18 protein-coding genes are annotated in these 16,024 nt (G+C 41.4%); 12 read left to right on the top strand and 6 right to left on the bottom strand.

What is annotated here, in order from left to right:
* Positions 1-50 precede the first annotated feature (50 nt).
* A complete protein-coding gene (locus tag ACLI08_RS04245; protein ID WP_411427214.1) occupies positions 51-1,514 on the bottom strand; it encodes a hypothetical protein in 1,464 nt (487 codons plus the stop codon).
* A 136-nt stretch (positions 1,515-1,650) separates the two neighbouring features.
* Here ACLI08_RS04245 and ACLI08_RS04240 point away from each other — a divergent pair, with 136 nt between their 5' ends.
* Both ACLI08_RS04240 and ACLI08_RS04235 read left to right on the top strand, forming a co-directional pair.
* Complete coding sequence (locus ACLI08_RS04240) at positions 1,651-2,412, top strand: exodeoxyribonuclease III (RefSeq protein WP_411427213.1); 762 nt, start codon at positions 1,651-1,653, stop codon at positions 2,410-2,412.
* Between the two features lie 65 nt (positions 2,413-2,477).
* Positions 2,478-3,440 carry an OmpA family protein gene (locus ACLI08_RS04235; RefSeq protein WP_411427212.1) on the top strand — a complete coding sequence of 321 codons (963 nt, stop codon included), beginning with the start codon at positions 2,478-2,480 and terminating at the stop codon, positions 3,438-3,440.
* 80 nt (positions 3,441-3,520) lie between these two features.
* Here the strand turns inward: ACLI08_RS04235 and ACLI08_RS04230 are convergent, their stop codons facing one another.
* Both ACLI08_RS04230 and ACLI08_RS04225 read right to left on the bottom strand, forming a co-directional pair.
* The gene (locus ACLI08_RS04230; protein WP_411427211.1) at positions 3,521-5,770 is read right to left on the bottom strand and encodes a histidine kinase dimerization/phosphoacceptor domain -containing protein; all 2,250 of its coding nucleotides are present in this window, start codon (positions 5,768-5,770) and stop codon (positions 3,521-3,523) included.
* 115 nt (positions 5,771-5,885) lie between these two features.
* Positions 5,886-6,356 carry a copper resistance protein NlpE gene (locus tag ACLI08_RS04225; RefSeq protein WP_411427210.1) on the bottom strand — a complete coding sequence of 157 codons (471 nt, stop codon included), beginning with the start codon at positions 6,354-6,356 and terminating at the stop codon, positions 5,886-5,888.
* Positions 6,357-6,501: 145 nt separating this feature from the next.
* Between ACLI08_RS04225 and ACLI08_RS04220 the strand changes: the two genes are divergently transcribed.
* The 8 genes from ACLI08_RS04220 (at position 6,502) to ACLI08_RS04185 (ending at position 11,992) form a co-directional block, all read left to right on the top strand.
* A complete protein-coding gene (locus ACLI08_RS04220) occupies positions 6,502-6,912 on the top strand; it encodes a hypothetical protein (protein WP_411427209.1) in 411 nt (136 codons plus the stop codon).
* Positions 6,913-7,061: 149 nt separating this feature from the next.
* On the top strand, positions 7,062-7,412 hold the full coding sequence (locus ACLI08_RS04215) for an arsenate reductase family protein (RefSeq protein WP_411427208.1): 351 nt from the start codon (positions 7,062-7,064) through the stop codon (positions 7,410-7,412).
* Positions 7,413-7,586: 174 nt separating this feature from the next.
* Positions 7,587-8,447, top strand: coding sequence for a YicC/YloC family endoribonuclease (locus ACLI08_RS04210; RefSeq protein ID WP_411427207.1), 861 nt, complete (start codon positions 7,587-7,589; stop codon positions 8,445-8,447).
* A 101-nt stretch (positions 8,448-8,548) separates the two neighbouring features.
* A complete protein-coding gene (gene gmk, locus ACLI08_RS04205) occupies positions 8,549-9,124 on the top strand; it encodes a guanylate kinase (protein ID WP_411427206.1) in 576 nt (191 codons plus the stop codon).
* 113 nt (positions 9,125-9,237) lie between these two features.
* Positions 9,238-9,489, top strand: coding sequence for a hypothetical protein (locus ACLI08_RS04200; protein WP_411427205.1), 252 nt, complete (start codon positions 9,238-9,240; stop codon positions 9,487-9,489).
* Between the two features lie 48 nt (positions 9,490-9,537).
* Complete coding sequence (gene nadD / locus ACLI08_RS04195; protein ID WP_411427204.1) at positions 9,538-10,119, top strand: nicotinate (nicotinamide) nucleotide adenylyltransferase; 582 nt, start codon at positions 9,538-9,540, stop codon at positions 10,117-10,119.
* A gap of 75 nt (positions 10,120-10,194) precedes the next feature.
* The gene (locus tag ACLI08_RS04190) at positions 10,195-10,677 is read left to right on the top strand and encodes a hypothetical protein (RefSeq protein ID WP_411427203.1); all 483 of its coding nucleotides are present in this window, start codon (positions 10,195-10,197) and stop codon (positions 10,675-10,677) included.
* A gap of 319 nt (positions 10,678-10,996) precedes the next feature.
* On the top strand, positions 10,997-11,992 hold the full coding sequence (locus tag ACLI08_RS04185; RefSeq protein WP_411427202.1) for an NAD(P)H-dependent glycerol-3-phosphate dehydrogenase: 996 nt from the start codon (positions 10,997-10,999) through the stop codon (positions 11,990-11,992).
* Positions 11,993-12,054: 62 nt separating this feature from the next.
* Here the strand turns inward: ACLI08_RS04185 and ACLI08_RS04180 are convergent, their stop codons facing one another.
* From ACLI08_RS04180 to ACLI08_RS04170, 3 genes are read right to left on the bottom strand one after another with little or no spacing between them, the layout of a single operon-like run.
* The gene (locus tag ACLI08_RS04180; protein ID WP_411427201.1) at positions 12,055-12,732 is read right to left on the bottom strand and encodes a hypothetical protein; all 678 of its coding nucleotides are present in this window, start codon (positions 12,730-12,732) and stop codon (positions 12,055-12,057) included.
* A gap of 1 nt (position 12,733) precedes the next feature.
* On the bottom strand, positions 12,734-13,714 hold the full coding sequence (locus tag ACLI08_RS04175; protein ID WP_411427200.1) for a YpdA family putative bacillithiol disulfide reductase: 981 nt from the start codon (positions 13,712-13,714) through the stop codon (positions 12,734-12,736).
* Entirely contained in the window at positions 13,705-14,175 is a 471-nt protein-coding gene (locus tag ACLI08_RS04170) for a CYTH domain-containing protein (protein WP_411427199.1), read from the bottom strand. The genes ACLI08_RS04175 and ACLI08_RS04170 overlap by 10 nt, the downstream gene beginning before the upstream one ends.
* 81 nt (positions 14,176-14,256) lie before the next feature.
* On the opposite strand from ACLI08_RS04170, the gene ACLI08_RS04165 reads away from it, so the two are divergent.
* Both ACLI08_RS04165 and ACLI08_RS04160 read left to right on the top strand, forming a co-directional pair.
* Positions 14,257-15,342 (top strand): DUF262 domain-containing protein, encoded by a 1,086-nt coding sequence (locus ACLI08_RS04165; RefSeq protein ID WP_411427198.1) that lies wholly within the window; start codon positions 14,257-14,259, stop codon positions 15,340-15,342.
* Positions 15,342-15,980 carry an MAE_28990/MAE_18760 family HEPN-like nuclease gene (locus ACLI08_RS04160; RefSeq protein WP_411427197.1) on the top strand — a complete coding sequence of 213 codons (639 nt, stop codon included), beginning with the start codon at positions 15,342-15,344 and terminating at the stop codon, positions 15,978-15,980. The genes ACLI08_RS04165 and ACLI08_RS04160 overlap by 1 nt, the downstream gene beginning before the upstream one ends.
* Positions 15,981-16,024: the final 44 nt, after the last annotated feature.

Here is a 16,024-nt window from a genome sequence, read left to right as displayed (position 1 = left end):
ATTAAGAAAATTGCCTTTTTAACCGAAAAACTTTACAAAGGTTTAGCAATTCATTCTGTTTCATGAATCTCAGAATAATAATATAGCTGGAAACTATTCTCACGAAAACAAAGAACAATACTTCCAAACTCAGTATTCCACTGCCTCCCACACCAATCATCACCATCAATAAGTTCGTCTGTTTCAACAAACGATTTACCATAAATATCCACCCCCAGTACTTCAGCTATAATCTTTACGAATCCCGAGACTTCATCCATTGAAACAAAGCAATCATGATCATTTGCAGAAAATTCTTTTAATAAGACAAAATGTGCTTTAGTAAAAGTTTTGTCGAGAGGGATAAATATTTTATTAAAAAAGTTGAAAAAATATTTATCACACCTTTTTACCAAACAATATTCTCGACCATCAGCATAATTTAACAAAACAAACCCCGTTTCCCGACTTTGCTCTCTTATAGATTCAAGAGCCTTAATTTCATTAATAACAGAAATAAAATGGTCAGAAAATGAATGATATCCCAAATTTTCGTTGTAGTATTCTATGAATTCATTAGGTTTTAAAACTATAGTTTTGACTCCGAGTTTTTCATATACTTTTTTTGTTTTATGATAATTCTTATTGTCACTGGTAATATAAAAGTCGCAGCGTGATGCAAATGCAGCATGGTTTGAATCTTCCGAAATATTTCGAAAAGTATTTTTTTCTTTTTCATTTACTTTTATTACATCTGCCTTATACCCGTGCATATCAATCTTCATATAATCAGATGTAATGCTGTCAAACCAATCAGGAACTACTTTGGAACTTTGAAAATATTTTTCGGTTTTAAAATCCCCAAGTCCCATCTTCTTGTAAGCAGTATTTATTACATCGAATGGATTTTTATGTTCATTAAAGTGGCTACTATTAACTCCTACTTTCTGAATAACTTCTCTAATAATTTTATAGTCCTCCTTTTCATTAATGTTATAGTACATTTGTCCAAAGCTTTTAAAAAAGCCATCCATCGTAGGATTTTCTTCTAAACCCGGAAAAACTTTCTTTAGCATTTTAGAACTTTCGGGATCATTATACGCATTTGCAAACTCAGGATTTAAAGGAATCGATTTAAGAAGTTCTTTATAACAAGTTAAGATTTGACTCGCAATTGGATCCAAATCATCCGCACATGAGAATAACTTGTCTATTGAAAAATCTTCGAAAGTAAATTCAGAATCTATCATATCCTCAAATAACTGTATGGGATCATAATATTCCAATGCTAATGCTTTAGATTGAATCAACATACATAACCCTTTCGTAAGAGTTTTGATATATTTTAAATCCTCATCTATAATTCTCCTTTCATCTTCACTCCTATTTTTGAAACTAGCATAAATATCTCCAATATGTGAAATTGAATAGAGAATCAAAAATTTATTTTCGTTTTGTATAAGTTGCTTGAAATCATCTAAATGTCCATTCCTCATTCCAGAAATAACATTCCAATCTAAATAGATTTTAATCATAAAAAAACAAGTGAAAATGTTGTCTATAAATATATAAAAGAAACATACTCACTTAATTTCATACTATCACATTTTAGCTTATATAACTAAAAAAACTTTAATTTTCCCTACTTTTGGAACAACCAAGAGGATAAGCATGAAGATAATTTCATATAATGTAAACGGCATACGCGCTGCGTATACTAAGGGGTTTATAGACTGGCTTAAACAGGCAAACCCGGATATTATTTGCCTGCAGGAAACCAAGGCTAACGTAGATCAGGTGGAGGTAAACCTTATAGAAGAAGCGGGCTACCCGTACCACTACTGGTTTAGCGCCCAGAAAAAAGGCTACAGCGGCGTGGCTATTTTCAGCAAGCACAAGCCAAACAATGTGGTATACGGCACAGGGATAGAGCACATGGATTTTGAAGGGCGTAACCTGCGACTGGATTTTGATACCTTTAGCGTAATGAGCCTGTACCTGCCCAGCGGAACAAACATAGACAGGCTGGACCACAAGTTTAAATACATGGACGATTTTCAGGTATATATAAACAACCTGAAACAGGAACACCCGAACCTGATTATTTGTGGCGATTATAACATTTGCCACGAAGCCATAGACATACACGACCCTATACGAAACGCCAAGGTTTCGGGCTTTTTGCCTGAGGAACGCGCCTGGCTCGATGGCTTTATGAAAAGCGGATTTATAGACAGTTTCCGTCATTTTAATAAAGAACCGCACCACTACAGCTGGTGGAGCTACCGCGCTAATGCACGCAACAATAACAAAGGGTGGCGTATTGACTATGCGCTGGTTAGCGAGCCGATGCGCAACAGGCTGAAGCGCGCGGTTATTTTGCCCGAAGCAAAGCACAGCGACCACTGCCCTGTTTTGGTTGAGATAGACTAAAAACAGGCAAGGTTATTGTGAATAAAAATGTACTTTTACAAAGACCACTAAAACATTACACAAATATGAAACTGAAAACCATTACCGCAGGGGTATTGGCCCTGGCGCTTACTACCAGCTGTGTATCTAAAAAGGTGTACAAAGACCTTGAAAATAAATATGCCGACCTGAAAAAGGAGAATCGCGAAATGGCCGACCAAAACGCGGCACTTACCAAGGAAAAGAATGAACTGGACCTGAAAGCGAAAGACCTGGAGGCAAAACTTACCGCTGCCAGCGATGAACGCGATAAAAATGCTGCCGAACTTGCCGCTACCAAAAAGAGCCTTGATGCCCTTAAGGCAAGCTACAGTGCACTGGAAAAAGACAGCAACAGCGCGCTGGAAAGCAACATGAAGAAAAACCGCGAACTACTGGCGCAACTGGAAGCAAAAGAGAAAGCACTTGCAGCAGAGCAGGAACGCCTGGAAAAACTTAAAAATGAACTGCAGGAACGCAGCGCGCGCGTAAACGAGCTTGAAGGTAAAATGAATGCCCAGCAGGCTAGCATGGCTGCCCTGAAAGATAAGCTGGCTAAGGCGCTAAACAGTTTCCAGGGGAAAGGACTTACCGTAGAGCACAAAAACGGAAAGGTTTATGTAAGCATGGAAAACAAGCTACTGTTTGATTCCGGCTCATGGACTGTAGGCCCCGAGGGTAAAAAAGCCGTAGTAGAGGTAGCAAAGGTACTTGCCGATAATCCGGACATATCTGTACTTATTGAAGGCCATACCGATAATGTGCCGTACAGCGGTAGCGGCCCTATAGCAGACAACTGGGATCTTAGTACCAAGCGTGCCACGGCTATTGTAAACATTATACGCGAAAATAAAAAGGTAGACCCTAAAAACCTTACGGCTGCCGGACGTAGCGAATTTGCCCCTATAGCACCAAACGAAACTGCCGAAGGAAAAAGCAAAAACCGCCGTATAGAAATCATCCTTACGCCTAAGCTAGATGAAATCAACAAGCTATTAAACGAGTTGTAGTACAACTTGTAAACACTATAAAATTAATCCCTGTGGCGTTTACCACTACAGGGATTATTGTTTTATAAACACGGGCAGGATTACGCCGGCCTTTCTTCCTTAGGGTTGTTGTAGCTACGTTTAAAGACGATTTTTATAACCGCACCGTTATCGTTATAAATATCCAGGGTACCGTTAAGGTCGTTACTAAGCCCTTGTATAAGGCTCATACCCAGCGAATCTGTAGCATCAAGGTCTATGTGAATACCGCCTCCATTGTCTGCAATGATAAGTTCGTACATATCGTTTTCACATTGTGTAAGTGTTATATCTATAATGCCGCGCTTTGCATCGGTAAAGGCATATTTTACACTGTTTGTAATCGCCTCATTTAATATAAGCCCAATGGGTACCACCTGAGATACGTCGAAGTTAACATCGGCTACCTCCTGCCTAAACTCTACTATTCCTTCATCAAAACTGTCCTTTAAGTAATACACTAGTTCGCTGATGTAGTTTTTCATGTTTATGGCCGAAGGGTTATCGTTTTGGTACAGTTTCTGGTGAATAAGCGACATGGAGTGCACCCGCCTTTGGCTGTCTTTTATGGCATTAACGGCCGACTTACTCTTAAGATACGCACTCTGGCTATTTAGCAGGCTTATAACAATTTGCAGGTTGTTTTTTACCCTGTGGTGAATTTCCTTTAACAGCCACTCCTTTTCATCGAGCAGATGGCTTAGTATGGCGTTTTTATCGGTAATCTCTGCCTGCTGCCTGCGCAGTATTTCGTTAGTGCGCTGCTTGTTCAGATAAGCGCGGTACAGTACACCCAGGAAGATTATAATCAGCGCAATTACGCCAAATGATATATTACGCAGCTTTTGGGCTTCAAGGGTTTTACTCTTTTGGAGTTCGGTTTCTTTGCCCAGCAGCCGTATGTTTTGGTTTTTAAGCTGAATATCTTTGTCTTTCTTTTCGGTTTCGTACTCTATTTGCAACCGCGATATTTCGTTATTCTTATTAATGTCAAAAAGCGAATCATCGGCTACGCGCACCCGGTTAAGGTTAGCAATGGCACCCAGGTAATTGCCCTGTGTACTATCTACCTGAAAAGCCAGCGTATAGTAGGTTTTTTTACGGTTAAACCCGCCACTTTTTTCGGCAAAGGGTTTCATTTTACTTAGGTACACCCTTGCGTTATCCAGGTCTTTTACCGCAAGGTAATACCGTGCCAGTGCTGTATTAAGGCTAAACACAAACAAGCCCGGCAGTGTTTTTTCATTGGCTTTAACCAGCTGTAAAATACGGTGGCAGTGCTGTCCTGCTTTTGGGTAATTTTTTAACCCCAGGTCGTTATTAAGAAAGCACAATTCCAGTGTTACCTTATCTATAGGTAAATCAGCCGGGTATTTCCGCGAAATCTTTTTCAGGAAAACATCACTTTCGGCAAAGCGTTTCTCGCGCCCCAGCGCACCACAAATATTATTAAGCGCGGTGTAGATGGTAGGCTTATCGCCAATGGTCATAGCCTGGTCCAGCGATTTGTACAGGTATTTCAGGCAAAGGTCATTATCGCCCAGCTGGGTGTATATAATAGCAAGCTGGTTGTAAATATAGCTTAGTAACTCATGCTCTTTGTTAAGCGCCTCGCCATAGCGTGCACCCTTTAAAAAGTAATCTATAGCCTTTTTATTGAGCCCCGCCGTGTAGTAATTGTTACCCATAACGCGGTAAATATTGGTCAGTACCGCATCGGGTACCGCCTTATACGCAGCAAGTGCACGCTCCCCCAGTTGCAATGCCTTTTCGTTTTGTCCGATGTAGTTGTAATGGTCAGATGCCGTGGTGAGTATATTAGCAAGCTGTTTTTTAGTGCTCTTTTTTTCGTATGCCTGAAGTGCCTGCTCCAGCACTTTCGTTTTTTCGTCAATCTGTTCGTAAAAATTATACTGGTTGTATAATTCTTCCAGCGCTTCGCCGCGCACATCTTCGTAATTGCCTGCGGTAGCAAGCTCCAACGCCTTTTGCGCGGCCTGTTTTGCTTCAGCGGGTTTTCCCTGTTTGGTATACGCGCGCGATACCAACACCTGCCCATGCGCAGTAGCATAAGCATCCTGCACCTGGCTAGCCAGTTTTGCCGACTGCTGTGCAAAATACATAGCACTATCGGCAGCGTTTTTGCTTTCGGCATACGGGTATAAGTAGGCTTCTGCAAGCTGGTGTAACAACGGTACTTTTTGTTTGGCGGTAGCAGCCCGCTGCAGCTTTGTACGCAGCGCCGTGGTGTGCTGCGCCGAAACCACGGCACAACTACACAGTAGAAATAATAGGGAGAAAATGCGCTTCATACAGGTAGTGAGGAAAATACAGATTTACAATGCTCTAAAAAACAACCTTGTAAATATAGCAAAATCCTATACAGGTGTGCGGGCTCCACTACCAAAAAACGTATTATACCATCATTTACAGCACCTTATGTAAAAAATAACGGGCAAATGGAGCGCCTTGTTCCCGTGCGCCAAACTTATCCAGCTTTATAATCATGCTGTCTTTTTCTACCACTAAAAATTTTAGGTGATCGCCTTCGGCATCAAGGGTTACCACGTGCTTATCAGGGTCCAGGTTATAGCTACCTTTATATATAGTGGGCTTGGTTTCTTTACCCAGGTACTGCGATTGCAGTTGGTACGTATTATCTTTCCGTAGCGTTATGCGGGTAAGTATTCCTTTGCAGTCGCCACAAGGCAAGCTCCCCGAATAGTTACCATACCAGGCATCTGTAGTGGCCAGTGTATCTGCGGGTTTTGTAGCAGTGCTGTCTGGCATCTGGGGCAGTGTACCCTGCTCCTGCTGCTCTACGCTGGGCACGGGTTTATCGTTTTTACATGAGGCAATAAGCAGGGGCAGCGCAAGGGCAAAAACAATCTTTTTCATAGCAATTTTAATTTCCGTAGGTTAAAGTTAACCGGTTCGGGTGGTTTTCTGTGCCAAAGAAATAATAATTTGGCAGTAGTGCCGCGGTTATGTGGCTGCTAATTTTTTGCATACCTTTGCCACCCATAAAAAGAATGTATTAAGCATGAAAAAAGATATCACCATACCTACGGTAAAAGACATATATGTAGCGGCATTACAGGAGTGGAATGACGACTTTATGGAAAACACCTGGTACGCTTACCTTGTAAACGACAGCACAGAAAAGCTGGAAACCGCTATATTGGTGAGCAGCGCACACGGGCTTATAGATGGCGAAGAACGCAAAACCAGCAGCCTGCGCCACGGGTTTATGGAGGTACTGCCAAACACTGCCGTAAAAATAGAAATGATAGAAGAAAGTGTACTGCAACTGGCTAACACGTTTATGGTTACCTATTTTATAGGCAATACGCTGTACGACAAAACCTTTACATTTGCTGCCGGAAGCATAACCAAAGAAAATGCCACCCAGGAAATCCCGGTTATATATAAAGACGGGATACTTGGTAAATAGCCATTAGGTCGAAAGTTGTAAAGTCGGAAGTCCGAAGTCGGAAGTAATAAAGTAAGTTTTGGGCTTGGATAGTATTTTCATTGATACCTGAAACCTGACACGGGGCAACAGCCGAACTGCCGAGGCAAACTTTAAACAAAAAAGAAAACATGAACAAGATATACTACCTCAAAACCTGTTCTACCTGTGCTAAGATATTAAAGCAGCTGCCTAACCTGGACAGGTTTGAACTTCAGGATATAAAGCCTAACCCGCTTACCGAAGCACAGCTCAATGAGCTTTATGCCATGGCCGGTAGTTACGAGGCGCTTTTTAGCCGTACTGCTACCCTGTACAAAGAGCGCGGGCTTAAAGATAAAACCCTTACCGAAGACGATTATAAAGCACTGCTGCTGGAACACTATACGTTTTTAAAACGACCGGTAATTGTGGCAGGAGATAAAATATTTATAGGCAATAAGGCTAATACAGTAGCCGAGGCCATAGCTTACCTTAAATAAAAACCAGTCGGTTTTTTATTGCATGGAACGCATATAACAGCAGCCGGCACCGGCGTTTCGCAGACAATTTTATAACAAAAGAGTCAAAAAAATGCGTAAATCGGTGTTTACAAGGCACAAGCGTTATTTGCGTTCCATAACTTTTACTACCTTTGCGCATCTTAAATTCGTTGCATGATACAGTCCATGACCGGCTTCGGCAAAGCGTCGCTACAGTTGCCCACAAAAAAGATTACCGTAGAAATTAAATCCCTGAACAGCAAGGGGCTCGACCTTAATGTGCGTATGCCATCGGCCTTGCGCGAAATGGAACTGGGGCTGCGCAACCGTATAGCACAGAAGCTGGAGCGTGGTAAGGTAGATTTTTCTCTTTTTGTGGAAATTACCGGCGAGGAAACCACCTCTAAAATAAATGTGCCTATTGTAAAGGCATACATTACCCAAATGAAAGAGGTGATACCAAACGGCGATACTACCGAACTGATGAAAATGGCCGTACGCATGCCCGACGCGCTTAAAACAGAACGCGAGGAAATAGACGAAAGCGAATGGGCACAAATTGAAGGCCTGGTAGATGAAGCCCTGGAAAACATCCAAAGCTTTAGGATAGCCGAAGGCGTTTCGCTTGAAAAAGAATTTATTATACGTATAGGTAATATACTAAGGCTAATGAACGAGGCCGTGTCTTTTGACGGCGAACGTATAGCTAACGTAAAAGAGCGACTGCGCAACAGCATTGCCGATCTTGAGGTAAATGTAGACGAAAACCGTTTTGAGCAGGAGCTTATTTTTTATCTTGAAAAACTAGACATTACCGAAGAAAAGGTACGCCTGGAAAACCACCTGAATTATTTCCTTGAAACCCTTGCCGGAACCGAAGCAAACGGACGTAAACTGGGGTTTATAGGCCAGGAAATGGGCAGGGAAATAAACACCATGGGCAGCAAAAGCAACCACGCGCAAATGCAAAAGCTGGTGGTACAAATGAAAGACGAACTGGAAAAAATAAAAGAACAGGTACTTAATGTACTTTAGTCATAAGGTCTAAAGTCTTAAAGTCGAAAGATATTTACTCCGGGTCCCCTCTCCTTTGGAGAGGGTTAGGGAGAGGCCACAACAACACACAAACTACACAAATGAGCACTGGAGGAAAACTAATTGTATTCTCGGCACCATCTGGGTCGGGTAAAACCACTATAGTAAGGCACTTATTAAAACACCCCGAACTTAATCTGGCGTTTTCGGTTTCGGCTGCCACGCGCGAACCGCGCGAGGGTGAAATAGATGGCGAGCATTACCATTTTATTTCGCTTGAGGAGTTTAAAAAACACATAAAAAACGAGGACTTTGCCGAATGGGAAGAGGTGTACCGCGATAACTTTTACGGCACCCTTAACTCCGAAATACAACGTATATGGAACGAAGGCAAAAACGTAATTTTTGATATTGATGTAGCGGGCGGGCTTCGCCTTAAACGCAAATTCCCGGAGCAAACGTTGGCTGTGTTTGTAAAGCCGCCAAGCGTAGATGAGCTTAAAATTCGCCTTAAAAACCGCAGCACCGAAAGCGAAGACAAAATAAACATGCGTATTGCCAAAGCATCAGTAGAGCTGGCTACAGCACCACAGTTTGATACCATTATAAAAAACTATGACCTAGAGGTAGCACTTGAAGAAGCCTACAAACTGGTTAAGGATTTTGTAGGGGCGTAAACGGTTTTTAGTGGTTAGGCTGTAGGTTGGAAGATGGTGAGTTAACCTAATCTGAAAATCACATGGGTTACAAAAAGGTTTGTTTAAATTGTAATACTGCATTTAGTACGGGTATGGAAAAAGATGAAATAAAAACATCTAAGTGTACCAAATGTGGTGATGTAATGATTTTGGTTCACCATAAGTTTAAGCCACCCAAAAAGGGGGATGTTGCCGGATGGAAATTAGTAAAACTGTTGCTGGATAATGGTTTTAGGTTTAGACCGGTTTATACGAGAATTGACAAAAACATACTGTTGAAAGTAAATTACCCAAAGACATTAGAAGAAGCCAAAGAATTTATAAAACAGTATAAACCTGATTAGATTGCTTCGTTCCTCGCAATGACGGGATCGAACTATAAGATTATTAAGATGAAAATAGGGCTTTACTTCGGTACGTTTAATCCCATACATGCCGGGCATCTTATTATAGCAAACCACATGGCCGAATACAGCGGCCTGGACCAGATATGGCTTGTAGTAACCCCACACAACCCACATAAAAAGAAAACCACCCTGCTAGACGATTACCACCGCTTGCAAATGGTGCACCTTGCCGTGGAAGACTACCCTAAGCTAAAACCCAGCGATATAGAGTTTCGCCTGCCGCAGCCTAACTACACAGTTAATACGCTGGCGCACCTACAGGAGAAATTTCCCACCCATGAGTTTTCACTGATTATGGGCGAAGACAACCTGAATACCCTGCACAAGTGGAAAAACTACGAGGTACTGCTGCAAAACCATAACATATACGTATACCCGCGCCTGGATAACGGCACCCCAGACGATGCTATAGCCCACCACCCTGCCATACACCGTGTAGGTGCGCCGGTTATAGAACTATCGAGCACATTTATCCGCCAGAGCATAAAAGAGGGCAAAAACGTACGCCCTATGCTTCCCTCCAAAGTATGGGAATACGTGGAACACAATCTCTTTTATAAAAAGTAAATCTTATCCTAAAACGCACAGTCCTCCTCTGTATAATTCATTATATTTATGATGGGATTTTATTGAGGGTTTGTAATGGAGGAACAAAAACCAGACAATTTTTCGGAGTTTGAGCACCTGCACCTGCCTTACCGGCGCAGCCTTCTTTCGGGCCGCATCTGGACTATTTTGGGCGTGCTAACCGTGTACACTGTTATCCGCATGGCTATAGCTGCCGGGCAGTCGGTGTACCTTGGTGTTTTCTTTCCTAAACTATTAGGCTTGTTCCGTATATTACCCTCCCCTTTCCTGGAACTGGTTACTGTGCTCATACTTTTTACCCTGCCGGCGGGTTTGCTAGGGCTTTGGCTGGAAAAGCGCCGCGCCGTAGCCGTTATGCAATACTATGCGCTTGTGTGCCTTGTTGCCGCGCTGGTTACTACTACAGTAGGGCTTATATACGGACAATCATTACTTAACGTGATACCTCTTGAAACCATATTGCTGGCCGACCTGTACTTCCGCATGCGCGAAATACGTTGGGTTTGGGAACAAAAAGCCATAGCCCGGCCTAAATGATACTTTCCCGCGCTCTTAACATAGCCTTACCATTTTAAAGAAATCGTTTTTTGTATCTTAGTGTAAAAGATAAAAGGCACCTGCGCTGTTATGCACAAATGCCTTCTAAAACACCAAAAACAAAAAATTTAACTAACCTTGTTGTAATCCTTAGAATTACACAAAATTCAATAGTATAACGGTTACAACCGGGGTTTCATTGCATTAATTAACACTATTAAATGTTAATTTTTTCAATCCCGCAAAAACTCAGGTAGCAATAACACTGGGAGGATATGTTAAAAATGAGTACTTTTGGCGCGCCTAAACAAACATAATAATGAGCAATGCACCTAAGTTCGCCGTTATAGGTGGGGGAAGCTGGGCTACAGCCATAGCAAAAATGCTGTGCGTAAACGTAAACAAAATAGCCTGGTACATGCGTAATACTACTGCCATAGAGCACATGCAAGCGCACAACCATAACCCTAATTACCTAAGTTCGGTAGAGTTTGATACAGACCAGTTACTGCTTACCAGCGACATTAACGAGGCGGTGGCCTATGCCGATTATGTAATATTTGCCATACCCAGCGCATTCCTGAGCAAGGAACTGGAAAAGCTTACCGTAAGCCTTGAAGATAAAGTGGTGTTTAGTGCCATTAAGGGTATAGTGCCCGAAACAAGCCTTATTGTGGGCGAGCACTTCCATAAAACCTACAACATTCCGTATGAAAATATAGGGGTTATAACAGGCCCATGCCATGCCGAAGAGGTGGCACTGGAACGACTTAGCTACCTTACCATAGCCTGTGGCGATGAAAAGAAAGCACGCGTTATGGGCAAAAACCTGAACAGCCACTACATAAAAACCAAAATATCTGACGATATTGTGGGTACCGAATATGCGGCAATGCTTAAAAACATTTACGCCATAGCGGCAGGTATAGCACACGGTTTAGGATATGGCGATAACTTCCAGGCACTGCTTATGAGCAATGCCATACGGGAGATGAAAAAGTTTATCCGTAAGGTACACAAAATGAAGCGCAACATAAACAATTCGGCTTACCTGGGCGACTTGCTGGTAACGGGTTATTCTGTGTTTTCGCGCAACCGTATGTTTGGTAACATGATAGGCAAAGGCTATACCGTAAAAAGCGCCATGATGGAAATGAGCATGGTAGCCGAAGGATACTACGCCACCAAAAGTGCCTATAAACTAAACCAGGAATACCAGGCAAAAACCCCTATTATAGATGCCGTATACGCCATACTATATGATGGCAAGGATGCCAAGCAGGTTTTTAAAAAGTTAACCGATAAGCTGGATTAATGCAGCTTTTATATCAAACAAAAACTCCCGTAGTGCTTAAAGCGATACGGGAGTTTTTGTTTTTATATAGCTCTATTTACATACACCCATTCTATAAACGGGTATTTTGCGGCATCGGCGTTATGCAATACCTCATTATTATCTTGTACCAGCCTCAGGTAGCACAATTGCTTTATGGGCTTGCGAAGGTTAAGTATGTTATGGTCTTTGCGGCACACCAGCACACGGTTTACCGGGGTGCCATTGTATACCAAAAGATCGTCGAGCTGTACCAGTAGCCAGTGCTTTTGTCCGTCTAGTGTTATACGGTGGGTTATAGCTCCGTTTAGCGGAAAAACATTGCCCAGGGCAGAATCTCCGGAAGCACTTAATGTTATCCTTTTACCAATAAGCGCCGAACCGGCCAACACTTTTACCAAACCAAACAGTAAAAGCGGCAGCACATTTACATTAATTACAGAGCTACCCGCTTTAAACGAAAAACCCCACGAAAAAAACTGTGTTACATCATAATAGGGCTTAACGGCAACTACCTGCAGCAACAGCCACGCATACAGCAGCCTTACTGCATAAGCCCTGCCCAAAAACCACGTAATAACCCCGGTAATGCCCAGCAGGCTCACCATGGCCGATAGCGGATTTGTAGCCGTAGCACTATTGCCTAGGTTTATAAAACAAAACACAACCACTACTATAGGCAAAACCGCTTGTACGGTAAGCACCTGTTTTTTATTGCTCATATTAATCAGATTCTTTTGCAGAAACAATATTGGTTATAATCATATCGGCATGTACGCGGCTGTTTTCTATAAACCACTTATGCGTTTCCATACCGCCACACACCACGCCTGCCAGGTAAAGTCCGGGTAGGTTAGTCTCCATAGTATCGGGGTTGTACACCGGTACACACAATACATCATCGTGCGTTTGTATGCCACAACTTTTCAGGAAATCAATATCAGGCCTGTAACCGGTAAGCGCCAGTACAAAGTCGGCTTCCACCGTTACCGGGCCCTCGGGTGTAAGTATATCCACTTCCTTTTCCCTAATAGCCGTAATGCTGCTATAAAAATGCGCCGTGATGCTGCCCTCGGCAATACGGTTTTCTATATCGGGTTTAATCCAGTATTTTACACGGTCGTTTATTTCGCCCTTGCGGATTACCATGGTAACCTCAGCTCCTTTGTGCCAACACTCCAGTGCCGCATCTACGCTACTGTTATTGGCTCCTACCACAAGTACTTTTCTAAAGGCATACTCGTGTGCCTCTTTGTAGTAGTGGCGCACGTGTGGCAGGTGTTCGCCCGGCACATCCATATAAACGGGAATGTCATAGAAACCGGTAGCGATAACTACATTTTCGGCAGTATAGATTGCCTTATCAGAAATAACATTAAAAAATCCATCTTCCTTCTTTTGTACCGAAGTTACCTTTTCAAAAAGATTAATGTTCAGTTTAAAATGCTTTTGTATGTTACGGTAGTATTCCAGCGCCTCCTGCCTACCCGGTTTCGGGGCAATACAGCTAAACGGCACATCGCCTATCTCCAAGCGCTCGGCTGTACTGAAAAACGTCATGTACAGCGGGTAATTAAACAAGCTGTTTACCAGCGCGCCTTTTTCAAGAATAAGGTAATTCAGCCCTTTGCGCTGCGCGGCAATGGCACACGCCATACCTATGGGGCCACCGCCTATAATTATAACATCGTATTTTACTTCCATGTGTTGTACGGGTTACGGCTCAGGTAGGCGTTGTAATAGCGTTCCTGCCCGGTTACTTCGGCACCCAGCCATTCGGGTTTTATAAAAGCTTCGTTTTCATCAGTCAGCTCTATTTCGGCAATGACCAGCCCGGCGTTATCCCCCAAAAACTCGTCTACCTCATAGGTATGCTCGCCCGCCTTTACCTCATAACGGATTTTATCTATAGCACCCGGTTCGCACAGGGCAAAAAGCTGTTCGGCTTCGGTAACGGGGATTTCCTTTTCCCACTCAAAACGGGTAGTACCGCTGTCGTTTCCCCTGCCTTTTATGGTAAGGAAACCTTTGTCGCCCTTAATGCGTACACGAACGGTACGATCCGGGTGCGATGAAAGATAGCCCTGGGTAATACGTTTATTGGCGAAAGCCGCTGTTTTATAGTCGTCTGCAAGGATAAGGAACTTGCGCTCGGTTTCTGTCATAATACTGTGTGATTACCCGTGCAATTTACGGAATAATGGGGAGTGTTTTTTTGTATATTTGGGATAAACAAAAGTAAAAAAATGGCTACTAACATCTTACAACAGATAGAAGACAAAAGGACTAGTTTCAAAACAGACAATTATGCAATGTCAATTGGTGAACTAGTCAATTTATATGAAAACAACGAAATTATTATAAGACCAGAATACCAAAGATTATTCAGATGGACACATGGTCAAAAAGTAAAACTTATAGAATCAATAATTCTCGGTATACCAATTCCCTCGGTCTTTGTTTATCAAGATGAAAATGGGATTTGGGAATTAGTAGACGGCCTACAAAGGGTTTCAACTATTTTACAACTATTTGGGGTCTTAGCAGATGAAGAACCATTAGTTCTCGAAGGGACAAAATATATTCCTGATCTTGAAGGTTACAAATGGGAAAATGTAGAAGATCCGGAGAAAGAAATTCCAGCCTCTATCAAACTTGCAATTAAGAGGTCAAAAATCAATCTGACAATCATTTTAAATGAGTCCGACAAAAGAGCAAAATTTGAAGTTTTTCAAAGATTAAATACTGGAGGATCCAATGCTTCCAATCAGGAGGTACGCAATAATGTTATGCTTATGGTAAATCCACAAAGATATAGTTGGTTTAATAACCTAGCTTCAAATGTTGACTTCGTTGAGACCCTTTCACTATCTGATCGTCTTTTTGATGAACAATATCACATGGAATTATGTTTAAGATTTATTGCTTTAACCAAATATGATTATAATCACAAAAAAGATGTAGGAGACTTTTTAGACGATATAAATGAAGATATACTTAATAACTTAAATTTTAATTTTACTGAAGTAAAGGAAAATTTTGAATTGACTTTTTCAACATTGAACAGACTCCTAGGGGATAAATCTTTTAAGAAATATAATGGAACAGATTTTAAAGGTAAATTTTTAGAATCAGCTTTCGAGGCTGTCGCTGTGGGATTATCTCATAATATTGCTAGTTATAATTTACCCGCTGAAGACGCAATTATTACAGGTAAAATCGAGCAATTATATGTTCAACCAGAATATATCCAAACTTCAGGTTCGGGTACAAATGCTAAATCTAGAATACCGAAACTTGTACCTTTTGCTAAACAATTCTTTGCTAAATAATGGCTAGAAAACCATATAGTTTAAATGAATTAATTCGCTTGATTGACGATGACTATGCTTGGAGAAGGAAAGAATTAAAAATCATTCAAAATCAGATACCATCAACTCCAAGTCCTAAACAAAATGCAGCATTAAGATTTGCTGTTCCAATATTGTATGCGCATTGGGAAGGGTTTGTGAAGAAAGCATGTGAATTATATTTAGAATTCGTAGCGGCTAAACATTTGAAAAACGATGAATTACAACCACAGTTCATTGCTCTTTCTATGTCTAAAAAGCTTGGAAATTTAGAGATAAAAAACTTAGAAGAAAAATCAAAAACAGTTGAATTTCTTTTAAATGAAATGAATAAAAACTCGAATATATTAACAAAGAACGTAATTCAGACGAAGTCAAATTTGAGATATAATGTTTTAGAAGAGATACTTTTTGTAATTGGAATTGATCAATCAAAATTTTTACATAAGAGCAGTTTAATAAATGACCTTGTTGACGCTAGAAATAACATAGCTCATGGAAATTATCTCAGAGTAGAATTTGATACTTATGGCATAATGCATGATGATACGCAAACTATGATGGAGTTGTTAAAAACTGAAATTGAGAATGCAGCAGTCTTAGAATTGTATAAGAAATAGTGAATCTTTAAACACCAATACGCTGAGTGGATTTTACTTGTATA

The organism is Flavobacterium sp. RNTU_13 (assembly GCF_046614455.1).
Taxonomy (GTDB): Bacteria; Bacteroidota; Bacteroidia; order Flavobacteriales; family Flavobacteriaceae; genus Flavobacterium.
The sequence above is the reverse complement of the archived record's forward strand: the minus strand, read 5'-3'. Positions and strand labels throughout refer to the sequence as shown.

Excerpts from the sequence above, each read along its gene's own strand:
- ACLI08_RS04245 (WP_411427214.1), bottom strand. The coding sequence starts at position 1,514 with ATGATTAAAATCTATTTAGATTGGAATGTTATTTCTGGAATGAGGAAT.
- ACLI08_RS04240 (WP_411427213.1), top strand. The coding sequence starts at position 1,651 with ATGAAGATAATTTCATATAATGTAAACGGCATACGCGCTGCGTATACT.
- ACLI08_RS04235 (WP_411427212.1), top strand. The coding sequence starts at position 2,478 with ATGAAACTGAAAACCATTACCGCAGGGGTATTGGCCCTGGCGCTTACT.
- ACLI08_RS04230 (WP_411427211.1), bottom strand. The coding sequence starts at position 5,770 with ATGAAGCGCATTTTCTCCCTATTATTTCTACTGTGTAGTTGTGCCGTG.
- ACLI08_RS04225 (WP_411427210.1), bottom strand. The coding sequence starts at position 6,356 with ATGAAAAAGATTGTTTTTGCCCTTGCGCTGCCCCTGCTTATTGCCTCA.
- ACLI08_RS04220 (WP_411427209.1), top strand. The coding sequence starts at position 6,502 with ATGAAAAAAGATATCACCATACCTACGGTAAAAGACATATATGTAGCG.
- ACLI08_RS04215 (WP_411427208.1), top strand. The coding sequence starts at position 7,062 with ATGAACAAGATATACTACCTCAAAACCTGTTCTACCTGTGCTAAGATA.
- ACLI08_RS04210 (WP_411427207.1), top strand. The coding sequence starts at position 7,587 with ATGATACAGTCCATGACCGGCTTCGGCAAAGCGTCGCTACAGTTGCCC.
- gmk (WP_411427206.1), top strand. The coding sequence starts at position 8,549 with ATGAGCACTGGAGGAAAACTAATTGTATTCTCGGCACCATCTGGGTCG.
- ACLI08_RS04200 (WP_411427205.1), top strand. The coding sequence starts at position 9,238 with ATGGAAAAAGATGAAATAAAAACATCTAAGTGTACCAAATGTGGTGAT.
- nadD (WP_411427204.1), top strand. The coding sequence starts at position 9,538 with ATGAAAATAGGGCTTTACTTCGGTACGTTTAATCCCATACATGCCGGG.
- ACLI08_RS04190 (WP_411427203.1), top strand. The coding sequence starts at position 10,195 with ATGGAGGAACAAAAACCAGACAATTTTTCGGAGTTTGAGCACCTGCAC.
- ACLI08_RS04185 (WP_411427202.1), top strand. The coding sequence starts at position 10,997 with ATGAGCAATGCACCTAAGTTCGCCGTTATAGGTGGGGGAAGCTGGGCT.
- ACLI08_RS04180 (WP_411427201.1), bottom strand. The coding sequence starts at position 12,732 with ATGAGCAATAAAAAACAGGTGCTTACCGTACAAGCGGTTTTGCCTATA.
- ACLI08_RS04175 (WP_411427200.1), bottom strand. The coding sequence starts at position 13,714 with ATGGAAGTAAAATACGATGTTATAATTATAGGCGGTGGCCCCATAGGT.
- ACLI08_RS04170 (WP_411427199.1), bottom strand. The coding sequence starts at position 14,175 with ATGACAGAAACCGAGCGCAAGTTCCTTATCCTTGCAGACGACTATAAA.
- ACLI08_RS04165 (WP_411427198.1), top strand. The coding sequence starts at position 14,257 with ATGGCTACTAACATCTTACAACAGATAGAAGACAAAAGGACTAGTTTC.
- ACLI08_RS04160 (WP_411427197.1), top strand. The coding sequence starts at position 15,342 with ATGGCTAGAAAACCATATAGTTTAAATGAATTAATTCGCTTGATTGAC.